Annotated in this window: 12 protein-coding genes and 3 pseudogenes; 11 read left to right on the plus strand and 4 right to left on the minus strand. The window is 37.9% G+C overall.

Annotated features, from left to right (window positions below; genetic code table 11):
- Nucleotides 1-20 precede the first annotated feature (20 nt).
- On the minus strand, nucleotides 21-1220 hold the full coding sequence (locus NSR00_RS01110) for a GTP-binding protein (RefSeq protein WP_063386442.1): 1200 nt from the start codon (nucleotides 1218-1220) through the stop codon (nucleotides 21-23).
- A gap of 396 nt (nucleotides 1221-1616) precedes the next feature.
- Here NSR00_RS01110 and NSR00_RS01115 point away from each other — a divergent pair.
- From NSR00_RS01115 to NSR00_RS01130, 4 genes and pseudogenes are all read left to right on the plus strand, one after another.
- A pseudogene (locus NSR00_RS01115) lies at nucleotides 1617-1787 on the plus strand (NAD(P)-binding domain-containing protein); the annotation flags it as partial.
- A 272-nt stretch (nucleotides 1788-2059) separates the two neighbouring features.
- Complete coding sequence (locus NSR00_RS01120; protein ID WP_063386441.1) at nucleotides 2060-3082, plus strand: amidohydrolase family protein; 1023 nt, start codon at nucleotides 2060-2062, stop codon at nucleotides 3080-3082.
- Nucleotides 3083-3134: 52 nt separating this feature from the next.
- A complete protein-coding gene (locus tag NSR00_RS01125; protein ID WP_340786400.1) occupies nucleotides 3135-3845 on the plus strand; it encodes an iron-sulfur cluster assembly protein in 711 nt (236 codons plus the stop codon).
- A 56-nt stretch (nucleotides 3846-3901) separates the two neighbouring features.
- Nucleotides 3902-4474: a DJ-1/PfpI family protein gene (locus NSR00_RS01130; RefSeq protein ID WP_063386439.1), complete on the plus strand. Its 573-nt coding sequence runs from the start codon at nucleotides 3902-3904 to the stop codon at nucleotides 4472-4474.
- A gap of 397 nt (nucleotides 4475-4871) precedes the next feature.
- Here NSR00_RS01130 and NSR00_RS01135 read toward each other — a convergent pair whose 3' ends face one another.
- The gene (locus tag NSR00_RS01135) at nucleotides 4872-6002 is read right to left on the minus strand and encodes a CdaR family transcriptional regulator (RefSeq protein WP_340786404.1); all 1131 of its coding nucleotides are present in this window, start codon (nucleotides 6000-6002) and stop codon (nucleotides 4872-4874) included.
- 134 nt (nucleotides 6003-6136) lie between these two features.
- On the opposite strand from NSR00_RS01135, the gene glcD reads away from it, so the two are divergent.
- Together glcD and NSR00_RS01145 are read left to right on the plus strand one after the other, a co-directional pair.
- Complete coding sequence (gene glcD / locus NSR00_RS01140) at nucleotides 6137-7549, plus strand: glycolate oxidase subunit GlcD (RefSeq protein WP_063386437.1); 1413 nt, start codon at nucleotides 6137-6139, stop codon at nucleotides 7547-7549.
- Nucleotides 7549-8865 carry a (Fe-S)-binding protein gene (locus tag NSR00_RS01145; protein ID WP_340789102.1) on the plus strand — a complete coding sequence of 439 codons (1317 nt, stop codon included), beginning with the start codon at nucleotides 7549-7551 and terminating at the stop codon, nucleotides 8863-8865. Before glcD ends, NSR00_RS01145 begins: the two co-directional genes overlap by 1 nt.
- 631 nt (nucleotides 8866-9496) lie before the next feature.
- Here NSR00_RS01145 and NSR00_RS01150 read toward each other — a convergent pair.
- Together NSR00_RS01150 and NSR00_RS01155 are read right to left on the minus strand one after the other, a co-directional pair.
- Nucleotides 9497-9835, minus strand: coding sequence for a thioredoxin family protein (locus tag NSR00_RS01150; RefSeq protein ID WP_144597540.1), 339 nt, complete (start codon nucleotides 9833-9835; stop codon nucleotides 9497-9499).
- Nucleotides 9836-10676: 841 nt separating this feature from the next.
- Nucleotides 10677-11200, minus strand: a pseudogene (locus NSR00_RS01155) (type II toxin-antitoxin system PemK/MazF family toxin).
- Nucleotides 11201-11610: 410 nt separating this feature from the next.
- Here NSR00_RS01155 and NSR00_RS01160 point away from each other — a divergent pair.
- The 5 genes and pseudogenes from NSR00_RS01160 (at nucleotide 11611) to NSR00_RS01180 (ending at nucleotide 19474) form a co-directional block, all read left to right on the plus strand.
- Nucleotides 11611-11733: a hypothetical protein gene (locus NSR00_RS01160; RefSeq protein ID WP_261308773.1), complete on the plus strand. Its 123-nt coding sequence runs from the start codon at nucleotides 11611-11613 to the stop codon at nucleotides 11731-11733.
- A gap of 596 nt (nucleotides 11734-12329) precedes the next feature.
- Nucleotides 12330-12429 (plus strand): annotated as a pseudogene (locus NSR00_RS17970) (UPF0236 family transposase-like protein); the annotation flags it as partial.
- A 229-nt stretch (nucleotides 12430-12658) separates the two neighbouring features.
- Complete coding sequence (locus NSR00_RS01170; protein ID WP_340786410.1) at nucleotides 12659-14155, plus strand: TIGR02677 family protein; 1497 nt, start codon at nucleotides 12659-12661, stop codon at nucleotides 14153-14155.
- A gap of 47 nt (nucleotides 14156-14202) precedes the next feature.
- Nucleotides 14203-15333 carry a TIGR02678 family protein gene (locus NSR00_RS01175; protein WP_117017513.1) on the plus strand — a complete coding sequence of 377 codons (1131 nt, stop codon included), beginning with the start codon at nucleotides 14203-14205 and terminating at the stop codon, nucleotides 15331-15333.
- On the plus strand, nucleotides 15323-19474 hold the full coding sequence (locus NSR00_RS01180) for a TIGR02680 family protein (protein WP_340786412.1): 4152 nt from the start codon (nucleotides 15323-15325) through the stop codon (nucleotides 19472-19474). Before NSR00_RS01175 ends, NSR00_RS01180 begins: the two co-directional genes overlap by 11 nt.
- Nucleotides 19475-19485 lie beyond the last annotated feature (11 nt).

The following is a 19485-nucleotide window of genomic DNA, read 5'->3' on the forward strand; positions in this document are numbered from 1 at the left end:
TCCTTCTTTCCTTCCTCCAGTTACACTTTTTGTAAATTCCAAGGGAATGGATCTGGAAGAGTAGACCAGTCTTGATCAAACTCAGCGTCGGTTAGTAAACATTTATCCAATTCCTTTATAATTTCTTCAGGGCGTAAATCCATTCCAATAAATACTAATTCTGTTTGCCGATCTCCGAACTGATCATCCCACTCGTCCAGCAAATGAGGGTTTTCTTTTAAAATTTGCTGCTGCTCTTCTTTCGGCAAAGAAGCGACCCAATAAGAGATCGGTTCAATACTAACAGAAGGTCCTGCCTGAGACATCAAAAGGGCAAGGTTATTTCTAGTTGCGCACCATGCAATTCCCTTTGCCCTTACAATATTTTCGGGCATGGAGTGAAGCCAATTGTAAAAGCGCTCGGAATGGAAAGGCAAACGTCTTGAATAAACAAAGGAAGAAATTCCATATTCTTCAGTTTCCGGTGTATGCTGATCATGCCCTTGCTCTAACTCCTTGATCCATCCTGCTGAAGAGCTTGCTTCCTCAAAATTGAATAGTCCAGTGTTTAAAATCTCTCGAGGATCAATCTCACCTTTGACAGTACGAATAAGTTTCGCTTTTGGCTGCAATGTTTTTAATACCTTTTCCAGCTTTGCCAATTCTTCTTCAGACACCAAGTCACACTTATTCAAGATGAGCACATCGCAAAATTCAATTTGGTCAATAAGAAGGTCTGCGATTTCACGAGTATCGTCTTCACTTAACGCTTGCTTTCTATCTAATAGCCGATCACCTGACTGGTAATCCTTCCAGAATCGATTGGCATCTACAACCGTCACCATCGTATCCAATCGACAAAAGCGCGTCAGATCGATTCCTAGTTCTTCATCAATATATGAAAAAGTCTGAGCAACTGGGATTGGCTCACTAATTCCAGTCGATTCAATAATGATATAATCGATATTTCCTTGTTTAGCGAGCCTTTCTACTTCGATTAATAGATCTTCCCTTAATGTACAGCAAATACATCCGTTTGACATTTCGACTAGCTTCTCCTCAGTTCTTGAAAGCTCTCCGCCTTGTTTGACTAATTCAGCATCAATATTGACCTCGCTCATATCGTTCACAATAACGGCTACCTTGAGCCCTTGGCGATTTTGTAAAATATGATTCAGAATGGTAGTTTTCCCTGCTCCTAAGTAGCCGCTTAAAACGGTCACAGGTATTTTTTTATCCATTGTCATCTTCCTTTCAACAATTAAAGTTTTTCTTTGACCTCAGATTGGTTCGAGATAATTGAAAACCAATTTATATAAATCGTAATCATTACGATTTATATAATATTTAAACATATTTTTTTCGTAAATGCAAAATAAACTGTGGGAGTATTGATTTAGAATGCCGCAAGCCGAATATTAAACGATATACATAAAAGCAGAACGCATCCATAGCTGCCAAAAAGTACTTCAGAGAAAGGTCTTCTACAAAACAATCGTACAATACACATCATGAACAATTTCTGGAAGCTTGAAATCAATGTGCACAATGCTTTTATAAATGGAAAAAAGATTATCCATTCACAAATTCCGTTTTAGATGGTATAGTTTTTACTATTTTCAAGGAGTGGAAAAGAGATGAACCCTTTTATTCTAATCGTAGGAGCGGGTTCTGTCGGGATTGGAATGGGGATATTATTAAAACAATTAGGAATGAAAAATTTCGGAATTTTAGAGCGTGACCGTATTGGGTCATCGTTTATGCAATGGCCGAAGGAGATGAGATTTATTACGCCATCGTTCACAGGATAAGGATTTGGTGCATTAGATTTAAACGCTGTTTCGCTGTCTGTTTTTGATTATAAAAAATTTGTTTAATCACCCAAAAAATTGCTGGAGAAATGGTTGTTTTTTTGTTTAAGTGTATATATCAAATTGAGGATGAACCAAGTATAATTTGATTAAAATTTTCTGAATAAAAAGAAAATAAAGTATTATTACCTGATAAACATCAATGAATATTCGTGAAAAATGATAGCGTTTTCAATTATTTAATTAATCTCATGTGAGGGGGAATGAAATTGTTTAAAGCATCTAATGGTGAAGAAATTTTTATTATTGATGCACACATTGCCTTATGGGATGGAAGCAAGGAGAATCAATTGAATATCCACGGAGAACAATTTATTAGTTGTTTTTATGATTATCACAAAAATCTAAGTCCGAAAGAATATTGGTGGCCGAAAGATGAGTTTGTAAAATATTCTCCAGAAAAACTTGTGAATGACGTGTTTATGGAAGGATATGTGGATATGGCGATTTTTCAGCCAGTTTTTCTAAAAGAGTTTTATAAAAATGGCTTTGGTAATTTTGATGCAAATGAGGAGCTTTCAAAAAAGTACCCTAATCGCTTTATTTGCAATGGAACATTCGATCCCCGGCATGGCGAACGAGGCTTAGAAAAATTAGAAGAAAACAAAGAAAAATACAACTGGCAAGGGGTCAAGTTATATACAGCTGATTGGTATGGTAATTCAAAGGGCTATAAACTATCTGATGATTGGTCAAAAAGATATCTTGAAAAATGTCAAGAACTGGGGATAAGAAACATACACATTCATAAGGGGCCGACGATCACTCCTTTAAATCGGGATGCATTTGACGTAGCAGATGTTGATGATGCAGCAAGCTGTTTCCCTGAACTGAACTTTATTGTCGAACATGTAGGGCTTCCAAGATTAGAAGATTTTTGCTGGATTGCTACACAAGAGAAAAATGTCTATGCAGGTTTGGCAGTTGCCATTGCTTTAATCCATGATCGACCTCGTTATTTTGCTCACATTATAAGTGAATTGTTGTATTGGCTTGATGAAGACCGAATCATTTTTGGAAGTGACTATGCTATATGGGAACCGAAATGGATCATTGAAAAGTTTCTTGAATTTGAGCTTCCAGAGGATATACAAGAAGAGACTGGAGTTACATTTGATTTGGAAGTGAAGAAAAAGATTTTAGCAGGAAATGCAGCGAGATTATATAACATTGATATCGAAAAGCAAAAAGAAAAATTAAAAAATTGTCAATTATCCAAACGGATAGCGTGACGAATAGAGAATAGTTGATGAAAAGACTTAAAAGGGAGGTGAAAGCGAGGTAATGGATAAAGAAAAGCAAGTATATAGCATGCTTGAAAAAGTGTATGATCCTGAACTGGATCAGCCGTTAACAGAATTGGGATTTATCGATCAAGTCATCGTTAAAGATAATCATGTTAAAGTAGTCTTTCGCCTTCCAACTTATTGGTGCTCTCCTAACTTTGCCTACATCATGGCTGAAGATATAAGGAAATATGTATCTGAGATTGAATGGGTAAAAACGGTTCAAGTTCATTTACTCGATCATTGTGCATCCGATGAAATTAATCACGGAGCATCAGCAGGAAAATCGTTTCGCGAAGTCTTCCATAATGTATCTGACGGAGATCTTGAAGAATTGCGCAAAACTTTTGATATAAAAGCCTACTATGCAAGGCAAGAGAAACTGATGAAATATCTACTAAAAATAGGAATGTCAAAGAAAGAAATTACGTCTTTATCTCTACAAGAACTGAATGAACTGTCCCTGCCTGAAGAAGGGAGGCAGTTAAGAGAAAAATATTTGGAGAAGAAAAAAGTATTCCACCACTCAAGTGCATTTGCCATAACAACTCCAGAAGGGAAACCATTGACTGAAGAAGAGTTTTCAGATTACTTGAAAGGCGCCAAGCTGACAAGGTTGAGCATGGAGTTTAATGCGCATTATTGCCGGGGATTGTTGGAGGCACGATATAATTTGTCTGCTGCTTATGAAGACAGTTTGGCAAAATGATTCATAATTTTTACAGCGTACAAATAATTTCATAATAAAAGGAAAGGTGATGTAAGATGAGTAAAAATGTTCTTATTATTACTGGCGATGCTGCTGAAGCATTAGAAGTGTTTTATCCTTATTATCGTTGTATTGAAGAAAATATTAATTGTACAATTGCCTCACCTGTTAAAAAGAAGCTCCAGACGGTTGTCCATGATTTCCTTCCTGAAATGGAGACTTTTACAGAAAAATGGGCATATAAAATCGAATCTCATGCATCAGTAGATGAGATTAATCCTGCCGACTATGATGGATTAATTATCCCAGGAGGGCGTGCGCCTGAATATATTCGTATGAATCCAAAGGTTCAGGAAATTGCTGCTCACTTTTTAAAAGAAAATAAACCTCTTGGGGTGATCTGTCATGGACAATTAGTCTTAACAACTGTAAGAGAATATATCAAAGGAAGAGAGATGACAGCTTACACTGCTTGTAGACCAGAAGTGGAAGCAGCAGGCGCTACTTATGTGGAAAAAATGCTTCATGTGGATGGTAACATTGTATCGGGCCACGCTTGGCCGGATTTACCGGGATTCATGAGAGAATTCTTTAAATTGTTGAATGTAAGAGAAAAGTCTGCTGTTTAAAACATAAAAGGGCTGATCTATTTGAAAATGCAACCCGAATATCGGATACTTGAAAAAAGTTCGATATTCGGGATTTTTTGTTTCATCAGGAAAAATACGTTTATCATCGAATCCAAGATGTAAGCGGAGGAAATCCAATGAGGATGATTTTGAGTGACGTTCAAATGAGACAGTTAGAGAAAATCATTGGAATGTCAAACATGTGTCCAGACGTTCTCCACATTTAGAGCAGTTCTTAATTACTTGTCTAAAAGGAAATTGCCCATTGAAAGACACTATGGACTTAATACTTGGCGTATAGCAGCAATCCCAAATTTTTCCTGACGGTCGTCTCCCCGAACAACATTTGCCGATTGTCTTTTTTCATTCACTCCCGTTTCGATCAAATTATCCGGACTTAACGGTTTAAAGAATTTAATAACAGTAACGATATATAAAATATGACAATTCCTTCTGTTGTTTTAGGGTTAATTCCTGTCAGCTCTTCGATTTTATTTAAACGGTAGTGCAGTGTATTAATATGGATATTCATTTCCTCTGCTGTTTTTTTGATCGATTGATTATTGTTCATATAGTGTTGTAACGTTTCGATTAGAATTTGATCTTTTTCCATCATATGAATGGTTTGCTTCAAAAAATCTTTTTGCATCTCTGATGGGATATCTTCCAAGATGATTTCTAATATAAGATCCTCATAAAATACAATGCCTTTATTTTTTCGCGCTACCTTTAATGCTTTTTGTGCTTCTTTAAAAGATTTATTGATCATGTGTTTGCAAGCTGTTTTTCCTATGCCAATAGCTAAAGTGCTTTTGTATCTGTTTTCGATTCTTTTTTTAAAATCGTTTAACTGACTGTAAAAATAATTTTGTTTATAAGAAGCATCCATCTTTTTTAATACTAAAAAGCGCTCTTGCCCCCATCGAACAATAAAATGTTTTTCTTTCCCGAAGATAGAATAAAACAATTCTATGATTTCTTTTTGAATTCGATGAATATCGTAATTATTTAATGTGTGTATCTCCAATTCCATGAGTGTGCAAACATGAGTGTCATACACAGGAATGCCTAACATAAACCCGCGCTCTAAAAAATCTTTATCCACAGATGAAGCATTGATCCATTCATAAAGATACGATTCTATTCCTCTTATTTCCCATTCGTTTCTTTCAGTATAATATGCTTCTTGTATAATGAGCTCTGTCATTCTTCTAATTAAGTCCGCATAAGGCTCCACTTGTTTCGGTTCGCCAGTTATTCCGATCACTCCAATTACCTTGTTATGAAACATAATGGGCATATTGATTCCTGCTTTGACGCCTTTCAGCACTTGTGCTTTGATTTGATCAATGTAAAGCTTTTGTTTGGACTTAATAACAATCGTAGCTCCTTCATGAAAAGAGCCAATCCGACTCTCATCAGTGGAGGATATGATGATCCCATTAATATCAACTAATATGATATCCTCTTTGACTACGTCCTGAACCTCTGAAATAATTTTAGCAGCCAGCTTTGGGGATAATTGCAACTCGTATCACCACCCTTTTGGTTAAAAAGACAATAAAATAGGCATTTTTGCTATGTTAATTATATCATCATACATAGATAATATGACTCTCATTCTTTATAATAAAACGAAAAGAATAAAAGTGAGGGGTTTGAATGATTGCTCCTGATATAAAGAGGGAATTCATAAATATTGTAGGAGAAGAAAATTTTGAAGATTCGGAAGTTGAAAGGTTAGTATATTCGTATGATGCGACTCCAAATTTTCAATCGATTCCGGATGCGGTCGTTTCGCCTAGAAATACAGAGGAAGTATCTAAAATATTGCAATTATGTAATGAAAATAAAATACCGATTGTTCCGCGGGGCTCTGGTACGAACTTATGCGCCGGCACTTGTCCTGTTGAAGGAGGAATCGTTCTTCTATTTAAACATATGAACAAAATTTTAGAGATCGATGAGGAAAACTTAACCGTCACATGTCAACCGGGAGTTATCACACTTGATTTAATCCATGCGGTGGAACAAAAAGGTTTGTTTTATCCACCAGACCCAAGCTCAATGAAAATATCTACAATTGGGGGAAATATTAACGAAAATTCTGGAGGATTAAGAGGACTGAAATATGGAGTAACTCGTGATTATGTGCTAGGGCTAGAGGCGGTTCTTCCTAATGGGGAAATTGTTCGAACAGGAGGAAAGCTAGCGAAAGATGTGGCAGGGTATGATTTAACGCGCTTATTTATAGGTTCTGAAGGAACGTTAGGAGTGATTACAGAAGCGACATTAAAGCTGATCCCACTGCCTGAATCAAAAAAGACAATGCTTGCTTTATTTCAAGATTTAGAAGCTGCTGCGCGTTCCGTATCGAAAATTATTGCCAATAAAGTAATTCCGGCAACTTTAGAGTTTTTAGATCAGCCGACGCTAAAAGTAGTGGAGGACTATTCACAAATCGGACTGCCAACAGACGTGCAAGCCGTATTACTGATTGAACAAGATGGAACGCCTGAAAATGTGAGTAAAGATATGAAGGTCATGGAAGAAATATGCAGGAGTGAAAACGCCGTATCTGTACAAATTGCCCAGTCAGAAGAAGAAGCTGAAGCTTTACGAACAGCGAGACGCACCGCTTTGTCCGCATTAGCCAGACTGGCACCAACTACCATTTTAGAAGATGCGACTGTTCCAAGATCAGAAATTGCCAAAATGGTCAAAGCCATTAATGAAATAGCCGCAAAACATAACGTAAAAATATGCACGTTTGGTCATGCGGGAGACGGAAACCTTCATCCTACCTGCACGACAGATATTCGGAAGAAAGATGAGATGGAACGGGTGGAAAAAGCTTTTGCTGAAATATTTGCAAAGGCCATTGAACTGGGAGGAACAATTACTGGAGAACATGGAGTAGGAGCCATGAAAGCGCCTTATTTAGAATGGAAGCTAGGGAAATCTGGCATCGATGTGATGAAGTCGATCAAAGCTGCATTGGATCCAAACAATATTATGAATCCTGGGAAATTATTTGCAAAGGATACACGAAAACGAGTGGTGATCTCAAAATGATGACAGAATCAGAAAAGCAAAATATCCAAAGAGATTTCAAGGAACGCATGGACGAAGATGAGCTGTTAAATTGTATGAGATGCGGTTTTTGTTTGCCATCTTGCCCAACTTACATTGTGTCTGGATATAAAGAAAGCCAATCACCAAGAGGAAGAATTGCCTTAATGAAGGCAGTTTATGATGGGGTCCTTCAACCGGATGATGAATTTGAAAAGTCTTTAAACTTATGTTTAGGATGTCGTGCGTGTGAGCCGGTTTGTCCATCGGGTGTGAATTATGGACATTTATTAGAAGAAGCAAGAGACATAATTAACCAAAATAAAAAGCATTCTTTACCTGTGCGGGCAGTTCGAAATGTGGTTTTTAAACAACTATTTCCTAAAAAAAGTAATTTAATCAACATAACTAGCTTAGTTGGATTTTATCAAAAATCTGGACTTCAAAAAGCGGCACGTAAAATAGGATTTATGAAACTGTTTCCAGATCATCTCCGCGAAATGGAAAAAATATTGCCTGATGTTCCTGAGAGAAAGACACTGAAACAGCGATCTGAATATTTCCCGCCAAAAGGAGAGAAAAAAGCAACTGTTGCTTTCTTTTCCGGATGTTTAATGGACACGTTGTTTCTCGAAACAAATCATGCAACCATTCAATTATTGCAAAAAGCCGGGTGTGAAATTGTTATTCCTAAAACACAAGCATGCTGTGGAGCTTTGCACGGTCATAGCGGAGAAAAAGAACTAGCGAAAGAATTAGCAAAACAAAATATTGAAGCGTTTGGAAAAAACGAAGTAGATTATATTATAACAAACGCAGGTGGCTGCGGCGCTTTCTTGATTGAATATGATCACTTATTAAAAGATGATCCGCAATGGTCAGAGCGAGCTGAAAAATTTGTTGCAAAAATAAAAGACATTACGTCCATTTTATATGAGCTTGATTTTCACAAACAATTTCGCCTTTCACTTCCTGAACAAGTCGTCACATATCAAGATTCCTGTCACCTGAGAAACGTCATGAAAACGTCAAAAGCTCCTAGAGAATTGCTTCGTTCAATTAAAGGAGTAACATTCACAGAAATGGAAAATGCCGATAGCTGCTGTGGCTCTGCAGGCATTTATAACATTGTCGAACCGAAAACATCCATGGAAATATTAGATCAGAAAATGGAAAAAATGAAAAAAACCAGTGCCACTACAATAGTAACAGCTAATCCAGGATGCTTCATGCAAATGAAGCTAGGAATTGAAAGAGAAGGATTAAAGGATGTAAAAGTTGTTCATATTGTGGATCTATTGTTAGAAGCAGCGAAATAACGAACAAGCACTATATTTGCTGTAATTTTGAAACTTAATGTGAATGGTTAATTGCTAAGCTGCAGTTTTTTGTTCAGATGATTATGGGGGGGGAGTACTTTCTCTAAGAAACGGACTTGTTTGAAGTAGCTTCTACTCAAGTGTCTCAGACCTTCGGAAGCATCTGTATCTGATTTTAAGTTAAATTCAACATAAAATGAAGAAAAGAAACGGAATGTACCGCGCATGCATTCCGTTATTTCAACCGCCATCAAGATAGATTTTACGGTTGGCAAAACATTTAGATTTTCCATGAAAAAACTAAACATCTCTTTTTATTCCAGACCTCATTTTTATCATTGGAGATTTTTCTTGCGGCGTTGGCAAGTTTGCTTTCGTTTGATGATCCAGTCTAACTTTAAGCAGATTCATTCCCTTTTAGAACAAGAATATTTTTTGGGCTGTCCAGAATGAAACATCATAAGCATTGATATATCAACGTTTCAAAAATATTAAAGGGGCGTCTATAAGCCGGAAAATCGACTTATTAGACAGCCCCTATGTGTAGAAGACTCCGCTCATGGAATACATTAGTTAGCATTCCGCCTCTGTGAAACATCTCAGCCAAAAGGTGCCTTCACCCGCAAACAAGTTACGATTGCTCCGCTAAAAAATAAATTTTCTTCACTTTCTCCTTAAACTGCTCAACATGAACAAACCGTGCTTCTCGCAAAACCTCTTTTCCATCGACATATAAAATTAAAACAGGTGCGGTAAATATGGATAAGTGACCGGCTATGCTCGGAATATCATCGACGTTGATAAAGCCCATTTGAATCTTTGGAAACTCAGCCAGCACTTTTTCCACCTTTGGCAGCAAAGCATGACAAACACTGCAATTTGTTTTGGATATATATAAAAATGCCAAATGATGACTATTAATAAATTGCTCGACATCTTCTATGGAAAATAAATCATGGTTTGTCTGCAAAATTCATTTCGTCTCCTTTCATGATCAAAAAACTTACTACATTATACCATAGGAAGGTATAAAGAAATTGAACAGATGCTTCGCACGTTGAGAAGCTGGGAGATTCACTTGGAGGGGCTTTAGAAGATGTGTATTGACGGCTTCTATTCTTTAATCGTTTGAATAGAAATATTTGGCAAAACGATTGTGAACAAAAACTGGAAGAGATGAATCAAATTTGAGAGTAAACGTTCGATGATTTCAAATTGTGCGGATGATATCGCTTACCTTAACAGGAAAGAACACGGAAAAACGAATGATGTTAGAAGTCTTTTTTGTATATAACAAAGAAATTTTAACTTATTGCCCTTTGTATTGTTCTTGTTCGTTGATCTGCTGGGCAAAAATACCTTTTTCTATTTATTAGGCAGCTGGCAGCAAAATCAACGGATGCTCTTTTCTACCCCTTGTAAGTGAACACGTACATTAATTATGTTGAATTACACAAGTCATTCAGCCGCTTTGATGCGGAATCGTTCAACATCGCAGACCTTTATGGAGATTTTCTTCGAGAGACATCTTCTCCAATAAATACAATAAACCCCAGCACCTAAGTACTGGGGCAAAAAAACATGAATCCCCCGCTGACGGGGTGAAATGGCCTGCGACGCGGCAGGCAACTTATCATTAAGTTATGAGTTTATTGTTGATATTATGCAAGGAGAGGAACCATTTAGGGCTCCTCTCCGTTGAAAACACAAACGAATCCACGTTTTTTCACGTGTGAAATGGTCTGTGACGAGACAGACAACTTATTTTGTATTCTAAGTATAGAAAAATCTTGGGAAATGTCAATACATGATCAATACACTGTCAATACGTTACAGATAAATACCCATTTTACACGGTTCATAATCTTATTTAAATCATCCTTGTTTATATTGCCGATATGTTGCTTTAGCCTTACTTTGTTAACTGTCGTTAATTCTTCCACCTTTACGGCGGAAGTCTGCGTTAAAAACGGATAGACTTCCTTTTTGAGAAAATAATGTGTCGCAAGTTTTGGCGATACCTTTGTTTTTCCTTTCCGATCTGTTATAGTTTTGGTTTTTAACTTTGTAGTCAGCGGAGCTATCTTAACATTACCGGATGTACGGTTAATTCTGTTATTAGAAAGGACAAGCACCGGTCGTTCTCCGTTTTGCTCTGTGCCGACATTTTCCCCGAGTTCACAAGTGAAAATGGCCCCTTGAACGATCAGTCGTTTCATTTGCGTTTGCTCATTCTCAATCCATTCATTAGCTAATGTGATCTTATTGGGATACATTCGTCTAGTTTAGCTTTTTTTAAACGTAATCGTTCACGTTTTACTGCATCTGATTCCATCTTCTTCTCCCTTTCCCTTTGTTTTATACCGTTACACTCATGATTGTATCACGTCATGATCTTAAAGTTTGTTAAAGCTTCAATATTTTTTCGCTATACATTCCCATCATTTTGTCGCTTGCAGGGTATGCCGAAACAGCAATAGAATGATTATATAACAGTGTAATAACAGAATGTATCGGTGTTTTGACTAGTGATATAGACGAAGGACTAATATTGATTGAATCGAGAGACGTGTGTACCTAATTAAGAATGAAGGAATCTGCTTTAAGAAAGTATGCTCTCATTCTCCAAGCAAGACGCGGGTGGGAGCGAGGCTATTTAGAAAAGACATTATATTCTCTTGAAGCGTTTTATGGAGATAAAACAGAGCAGCGATATGACGCCAGAAACAAGCGGCAGAAGCAGTAATGGCATGTGTTCGACAATCAAACGTAGCAGTTTGCGAAATGAAGACAAAACGGGAATTAGATCGTTATAACGATAATATACAAACGTTAAAAGTGATGGTGCCAAACAAAACGATCTGCTAAAGTACTCATGATGAGGTTAGATCAACAACAGAAATACATAAAGGAAAGGGATGAACTTCTCACGCGGTTTCTAAAGGAATCCATGGAGACACGCAAAATGATCACTGTGGCCAAAGAGGAAGAGCAAAAGAAGAAAAAGTGTTTTGGTCTCTTCATCTCTTTTGTGATTGTTCATTTCGCATGCATCCTCTTTTCCCTCAAGTTCAGTATTCATGCGAGAATCAAAATGGTACATTTATTAAATTAGCATTCATATGCATCTTCGCTCTGTATGAGTAAAATGTTTGTTGGAGAAAGATAAGATCCTTCCGTTAGAAGCAGGAGTTTCTCTTAAATGGTAGGGGAAAGGCAAAATAAATGCAAAAAGGACTCTCCTCCTGTATTGTGATAAGTGCACAAACCAAACACAAGGAGAAAAGAGAGGTGGGCAAACATTAAAAGAGATCGAAATGGAATTATTTTCGATGATTCAAGAAACCTTCGGGGAACTGCTTCAACAGGTGTTGGAGTACATCGATCATGAGTGCCCTTGGTAAACAAACGTCACTATGTGCATCAGACGAAATGAGCCGGTGTAGGAAGGGCTTGAAAGGTTTATGATGGAAGAATACAGCTATGACCCGATGATGGACTGGCTTTCTGAATGGAGATAGAACCGCGTGGATCACCGCTTGCCGGGAGTATTTCGGAAAACGGCAGGAACACCGATTTAAAAGCATTAAAAGTGTTGAAAGGATTTAAAAAAACAAAAGAGGCACGTACAAACAGGATGAGATGGTTGGCGAACGCTTACAAAACAGATCGTAAAAACGAAATATACCCAAAAAATCAAAACAGCAAAAAAATCCCCATCAAAATCTTGTCTCAATCTCTCTGCAAATCTATTACAATAGAAATAAAAACATAATTTATAAGGTGATGCATAATGGATTCTTCATGGCTGAAGCCGATTTCTGAGGCAAAGTATTTGGCAACGGACAATGCTTATCGCTATCGGGCGATTTTACGATATTTTTATATGCAGCATGAACGAATGCGGCAATATTTGTTTCCTGAAGAAGTATTTGCATTTTTAAAAGAACATGAGGAGTTTCAGAACTATACGGAAGACGATCTCCAGCAGGATTTAGATCAGCTTGTCAAATGGAAAAACTTAATTGCTCGGCAAGAGACGGTGAATATTCGCACAATCGAAGAATTTAAAAAGAAACGGTTTCGTTATCAATGCGGTCCTTACACGGTTGAAATTGAGAGGATGATCCGCACGTTAGAGAAGCTAGGGGATTCATTCGGAGGATCTTTAGAAAAAACGCGTTTTGACCGTTTATACTCTTCACTCGTTCGAATAGAAAATATTATACAAAACGATTTTCAAGAAAAACGAGAAGAGATTAATCAAATTTGGGAAGAAACATTCGATTATTTCAAAAAAATCATTCAAAATTCTGCAGATTACATCGCTTACCTTAACAGTGAGAACACGGAAGAACGAATGATGTCGGAAGCCTTTCTTGTATATAAAGAAAAATTTACGACATATTTACGCGATTTCATCGTTGCCTTACAGAAAACATCGTTAAAAATTGAAAAGTTGTTGGAAGATATCAGAGAAGATGATGTTCACAAACTAGTCGCAATTGTTGCTGATTATCAAATGACGATTCCTCGATTAGAAGAAATGGAAGTGACGAAAGAACAACTTGAAGAAGATTTATTCGAAAAGTGGAGAGGTCTAAAAGAATGGTTTTTAGGCAGAGAAGGACGTGAAAGTGAATTGTATTTTCTTCAGCACCAAACGAATGAAGCCATTCGCCGCATGACCCGGGTCGTGCAAAGGCTGGGGGAACGTCATCACAATTTCCGCAGCCGCAAGAAAGATTTTCTCCATTTAGCAAAGTGGTTTTCCGAGCTTCCGAGTTTAGTAGATGCCCACCGACTATCCTCTGTTGTTTTCGGCTGTTTCCATACAAAGCATCTCATAACAGAGAACGATGCAACAGAAAACTTTTATCGCGATATTTGGGAAGAAGAGCCGACAGAATGGACGGTAAAGCCTCGCGTTCGCCATTACCGTGAAAAGAAAAAGCCGGAAGCGATCGAAACACATGAAAAAGAGAAACAGGAGATGAAGGAGAAATTTTTGCTGGAGAAAAAACGTGAGAAAGAAGAGTTAGAGAACCTCATTCAAGACAATAAAATCGTATTACGAGAGTTGCCGGTGATCGAACCGCACATTCGAAAAACATTGTTAAGCTGGATAGCAAAATCAATGACAAAACAAGACGGAGTCGTAAAAACGGAAAACGGGTGGAAAGTGAAAATCTTGCAAAAGGATTCTTCCTCGATTCAATTGAAAGCCTCTGACGGTACACTTACGATGCCGAATTATGAACTTTATGTCCTCGAAAAGGGAGAGATGTAACATTGGAAAAGACGGAGCAAGGGTTTGATGAAAAAGCGAAAGAAGCCATGACAGCCCTGTTTGAAAACTTCTGGATTGTCCGGGAAGAGGAACCAGAGCTTTATCAAAAGATTAGAGAACGTGAAAAAGTATTGAAACGTTACTTGCAAGAAAAGTTTGGATATCGGCTAATCATTCACCGCTATTTTGCAAAGCTGGAGAAAATCCCGGCTGAGCCAGAATCGTGGATGGGTATTCAAGATTTTCAAGATATATTAGATTATGCCCTGTTTTGCTGCTTATTAGCATATTTAGAGAGCAAAGCCGTCGATGAGAAATTTCTTCTGTCCGATTTATGTGAAGAGATTCAAGCGATGTATCCCGGGGAACTGCCAATCGATTGGACGAATTATCAACATCGGAAGTCGCTCATTCGGGTGCTGAGGACGTCGGAGCAAATTGGTATCGTAAAACGCGTCGATGGGGATCTTGAAGGGTTTGCAAATAAAGAAGACCATGAAGCACTCTATGAAGTTCCCGTTGTATCCCGCTATTTTATGAGATCATATCCGAAAGACTTGTTTCAATATGAAACGATAGAGGAGATTTTAGAAGAAGAATGGAAAGCGTCCCCGCAAGACTATCGCCGCCATCGGATATATCGGCAACTATTTTTATCGCCAGCCATTTATCGAAGACAAAAAGACGATCCTGACTTTTATTATTTAAGAAACTTTCGCCATCGCTTGCGGGAAGATATTGAAAAACATACTGATTATCACTATGAACTTTTTAAAAATGCGGCACTTTTAACTTTACCGGAACGTCAAAGCCGCTATACGCTGTTTCCAGATCAAAAAGGTACTTCGGAGATTATTCTTCATTTTTCCAAAATTATTCGCCAGCATCTTGATGTTCACATGCCTGATGAATATGGACAAATCCGCTTAACACCAAATGATTTTTTAGGTCTGTTAAAAAAATGCCGTGACGAATTTTCCGAAGGATGGAGTAAAACATACCGCGACATGACAATCTCTCAGCTTTCTGATGAAGTATTGAGTGCATTAAAGGAGTGGAAAATGGCAGAACGTGAAGCGGAGACTGGGATGATTATTCTCTACCCCCTTTTAGGTCGATTAGTCGGAACATATCCTGATGATTTTCTAATGAAAGGAACGAATGAAGATGACGAGTAAATGGGAGTTATATCGAGCGGGAGTGTTAAATTTTTGGTATTATGATGAAGAATTTTTTCATTTCGCAGACGGAAAACTTCTATTGCGTGGAAGCAACGGCTCCGGCAAATCGGTGACGATGCAAAGTTTTCTTCCGGTTCTGCTTGATGGAAAAAAGAGTCCTGATCGCCTCGATCCGTTCGGTTCCCGAGCTAGAAGAATGGAAGATTACTTACTTGGGGAAAAAGAACTCGTCGACAGGGACGAACGAACAGGCTATTTATTTTTAGAATATAAGCGAAAAAACTCTGAACAATATATCACAACGGGTATCGGCTTACGGGCAAAACGGCAGAAAAATATGGATTTTTGGGGATTTGTCGTTTTTGACAATCGGCGCATCGGCAAAGACTTGCGTTTATATAAAGAAGAAAAGACAGACGGGAAGACGCAAAAAATTCCTTTAACGAAACGGGAGTTGATCACTGTTATTGGTGAAGGCGGTACGGTTGTTGATTCGCAACGTGAATATATGGAGTTAGTGAATAAACATATTTTTCGATTTGAGTCGCTTGATGCGTTCCACGAATTGATTGAATTACTCATTCAATTACGCAGTCCGAAGCTTTCAAAAGATTTTAAGCCAACTGTGATCTACGAAATATTAGAAAGCTCGCTGCCAGCACTTACAGATGAAGAGCTGCGACACTTGTCAGAAACGATAGAAAATATGGATCAAGCAAAACAACAATTAGAACAGCTTGAAAAAGACGAGAAGGCTCTAAAGCATCTTTGCCAGCATTATTCGACTTACAATGAGTATATGTTGGCTGAGAAAGCGAATGAATATGTAAAATCGGAAAAAAGCTTTAAAAAGTTAGCTGAAGAAAAGAAACAGTTTGTCGCACAACATCGTGAATATGAGGAAACACTTGCGACATTGAAAGAAGAGACTCAACAATTATCGATTGAACAAGAAGTGCTGCGTAAACGGGAACTTGATTTATCCAATCATGAAGTGTTTCAGGCAGAAGAAAAGCGTAATGAAACAGCGGAAAAACTGCAGAATGTAAACAAAGAGCTCAAAAAGAAAGAAAGATTTATAGATGAAAAACGAGAGCAAGAACGGAAAATTGAACAAAACTTAAACATGTATGAAGAACGTTTCGAACAGTTATTGAAAAAGCTAACAGAACAGTTAGAAATGATGCGGAACGATGCGTTAGAAAGCTCTTTTTCCGAGCATACAATCAACGAAGAAGATTTTCAGCGGAACCGAGAATATGAATTTGATTTTACCGTATGGAAGCGGGAAGCTAATGCACATTTTGATCGACTGGAGCAAATTAACGGACTTTGGAAAGAACATGATGAAATTCAATTACGTTATGAAGAAACGTATAAAGAGCTCGGCGAATTAAATAGGGAATTAGACCAACTAAAAAATGAAGAGAAAAAATGGTATGAACTGGTTGAAGACGAAAAATCCCGTTTGCAGGAAAGCGTGTTTGAATGGAGCAAAATGTATCCGGATATAAAGGTGGATGACGAAGCATTTCAAGTATTTTTACAAAGGTTGAATGAGCTATATGAGCGCTATCATTTCGAAGAGGTGAAACAACCGTTTACAAATCAATATTATCAATCTTTAGAATCGTGGAAAGCGGAAAAAATTAAAAAACAACATGAAATGAAATTGATAGAAAATGAAATTCGTGAAACGGAAGAAAAATTACGCTATTGGAAGGAACAAAAAGATCCTGAACCAGAACGAGACATGCAAACGGTGCAAACAAGGGTTTTGTTAAAAGAGAAAGGAATACCTTACGTTCCGTTTTATGCAGCTGTGGAATTTCAGGAGCACGTTTCTGAAGAGTTGCGGGAACGGATCGAATCTACATTAAATCATGCTGGATTGCTCGACGCTTTAATTGTGGAAGCGGATTTAGATATCCAATATGATCGAGTAATCATGCCAAACCCGGCAATGATGGCACACACGCTAGAGGATTATTTAAAACCTGATGTAGAGAATGACTCAGGTGTTACTAAGGAACGAATCGAAGCGGTATTGCGCAGTATTATCGTATCGGACGAACCGCAAGAAAAGGATTATTTTGTCATAAACGAATCCGGACAATATTCACTAGGACTTTTAAAAGGACATGCCCCTGAAAGGGAAAAGGCAAAGTATATTGGAAGAGCCGCACGGAAACGGCTGCGTCTTGAGAAAATTCAGCAATTTGAGGAAGAATTACAGCTTTTAAACACTCAACTCAGAGAAAAACGAGAGCAGCTGGTAGCCATTGATGAACGAATCCGCCACATTACGGAAGGCTTTCAATTGTTTCCAACTGACAAAAATGTCAAATATGCCTATGACCAGTGGGAGCAAACGAAACTCCTGGCAGCAAGCAAAGAACAAGAAACAGTAAGGAAAAATGAAAAACTCGGACAAATCGCTAGAGAATGGCAGCAAGTGAAAAATACTTTGTGCAACAAGACAGAAGGACTGGACCTTAAGTTTTCAAAAAAAGGGTACGAAGATGCTTTGTCTTATATGAAATCATATTTAAAAGAGTTAAATGACGTACAAATTACTCATGGAAACATTGTGCACACCGATGAAATGATCAAAAATCTAAATGATCAGCTTGAAACATTACAAAACGAAATAGACGAAGCGAAAGGCGAAATCAATGTTCTTCTCGATCAACAACAGCGGGTATCACTTGAACTTGAGCATATCGAATCGATGTTAACGAAAATGGGAGCGGAACATATTCGCCAAGAGATTCAACAGATTCGAGAACGATTAACGTTTTTAAAAACGGAAATTCCTGAGAAAATTAAGAAGCAAGCAGACATCGGGAATCAGCTTTCAAACATGGAAAACAAATTAAGCAGTTTAGAGAGAAAACTGGAATTTGCAAAGGTTCTTGTCCAAGCATGGGAAGAGCTATTTGCCAAAGAATTGGAACGAGGGCTAGTGTTTGTTGACGAAAATGAAATAGGCTCACTTTTGGACAAAGCAATAGACATTTCCAAGAAATATGGTTCTGTATTAAAAGAGAATACACGACTTTCTGTCACCGAACGATTAAACCGAATATTTTTCCAAGAACAACCGAATTTAATCGAATATCGTCCGACACAGGAACCTGCCGATTGGAACAAACAAAATCCGTTCGTCGAGCTTTCATTAGATGAGGAATCTGAGCTAAAAGCGAACGATTGGAAGGAAAAAGCAGGACGTATCATCATTTTACTAGACTACAAAGGACAACGCGTTACACCATATTATGTATTAAAAGAGATTGAAAAAGATATATTGCTGCAAAAAGAATATATTAACGAACAGGACCGTGAATTGTATGAAGATATTATTTTGAAAACGATCGGGCGAATATTGCGAAGCCGCATACAGCGTGCCGAACGCTGGGTAAAAGATATGAACGCATTAATGGAAAAACGTGATACTTCTTCAGGTCTGACATTTTCAATTCAATGGAAGCCGAAGACCGCGGAAACCGAAGAAGAAATGGACACGAAAGATTTAGTCGAATTGTTGCGAATGAATTCGCGGCTGCTAAAGGAAGAAGATTTGCAGCGGGTTACGATGCATTTCCGCTCAAAAATCAACCGAGCGAGAGAAATGCTTGAAGAACGTGGGCAAGGCAATACGTTGCACCAAGTCATTAAAGAAGTGCTCGATTACCGAAAGTGGTTCTCGTTTACGCTTTATTACCAAAAAACAAATGAACCAAAGCGGGAATTAACAAACCAAAAGTTTTATAAATTTAGCGGTGGAGAAAAAGCGATGGCGATGTATATTCCACTTTTTGCTGCGGCATATTCACGTTATCAAGAGGCTGCAGAGGATGCTCCATATATTATTTCGTTAGATGAAGCGTTTGCCGGTGTTGATGAAAATAACATTCGTGATATGTTTGCTTTAGTCGAAGAGCTTGGTTTCAATTATATCATGAACTCTCAGGCGCTTTGGGGAGACTACGACACGGTACCATCGCTTTCTATTTGCGAGCTAGTTCGCCCGAAAAATGCGCCGTACGTTACGGTTATTCGATATCATTGGGATGGAAAAGTGAAACGACTTGCGACAAATCCGGACGAAGAATTTACTTTTACATCATCCATATAGGAAGGATGGTT

The sequence above is a fragment of the Aeribacillus sp. FSL K6-8394 genome, assembly GCF_038008865.1.
GTDB classification, from domain to species: Bacteria; Bacillota; Bacilli; order Bacillales; family Aeribacillaceae; genus Aeribacillus; species Aeribacillus composti.

Excerpts from the sequence above, each read along its gene's own strand:
- NSR00_RS01110 (WP_063386442.1), bottom strand. The coding sequence starts at position 1,220 with ATGGATAAAAAAATACCTGTGACCGTTTTAAGCGGCTACTTAGGAGCA.
- NSR00_RS01125 (WP_340786400.1), top strand. The coding sequence starts at position 3,135 with ATGGATAAAGAAAAGCAAGTATATAGCATGCTTGAAAAAGTGTATGAT.
- NSR00_RS01130 (WP_063386439.1), top strand. The coding sequence starts at position 3,902 with ATGAGTAAAAATGTTCTTATTATTACTGGCGATGCTGCTGAAGCATTA.
- glcD (WP_063386437.1), top strand. The coding sequence starts at position 6,137 with ATGATTGCTCCTGATATAAAGAGGGAATTCATAAATATTGTAGGAGAA.
- NSR00_RS01145 (WP_340789102.1), top strand. The coding sequence starts at position 7,549 with ATGACAGAATCAGAAAAGCAAAATATCCAAAGAGATTTCAAGGAACGC.
- NSR00_RS01160 (WP_261308773.1), top strand. The coding sequence starts at position 11,611 with ATGGCATGTGTTCGACAATCAAACGTAGCAGTTTGCGAAATGAAGACA.
- NSR00_RS01170 (WP_340786410.1), top strand. The coding sequence starts at position 12,659 with ATGGATTCTTCATGGCTGAAGCCGATTTCTGAGGCAAAGTATTTGGCA.
- NSR00_RS01175 (WP_117017513.1), top strand. The coding sequence starts at position 14,203 with ATGACAGCCCTGTTTGAAAACTTCTGGATTGTCCGGGAAGAGGAACCA.
- NSR00_RS01180 (WP_340786412.1), top strand. The coding sequence starts at position 15,323 with ATGACGAGTAAATGGGAGTTATATCGAGCGGGAGTGTTAAATTTTTGG.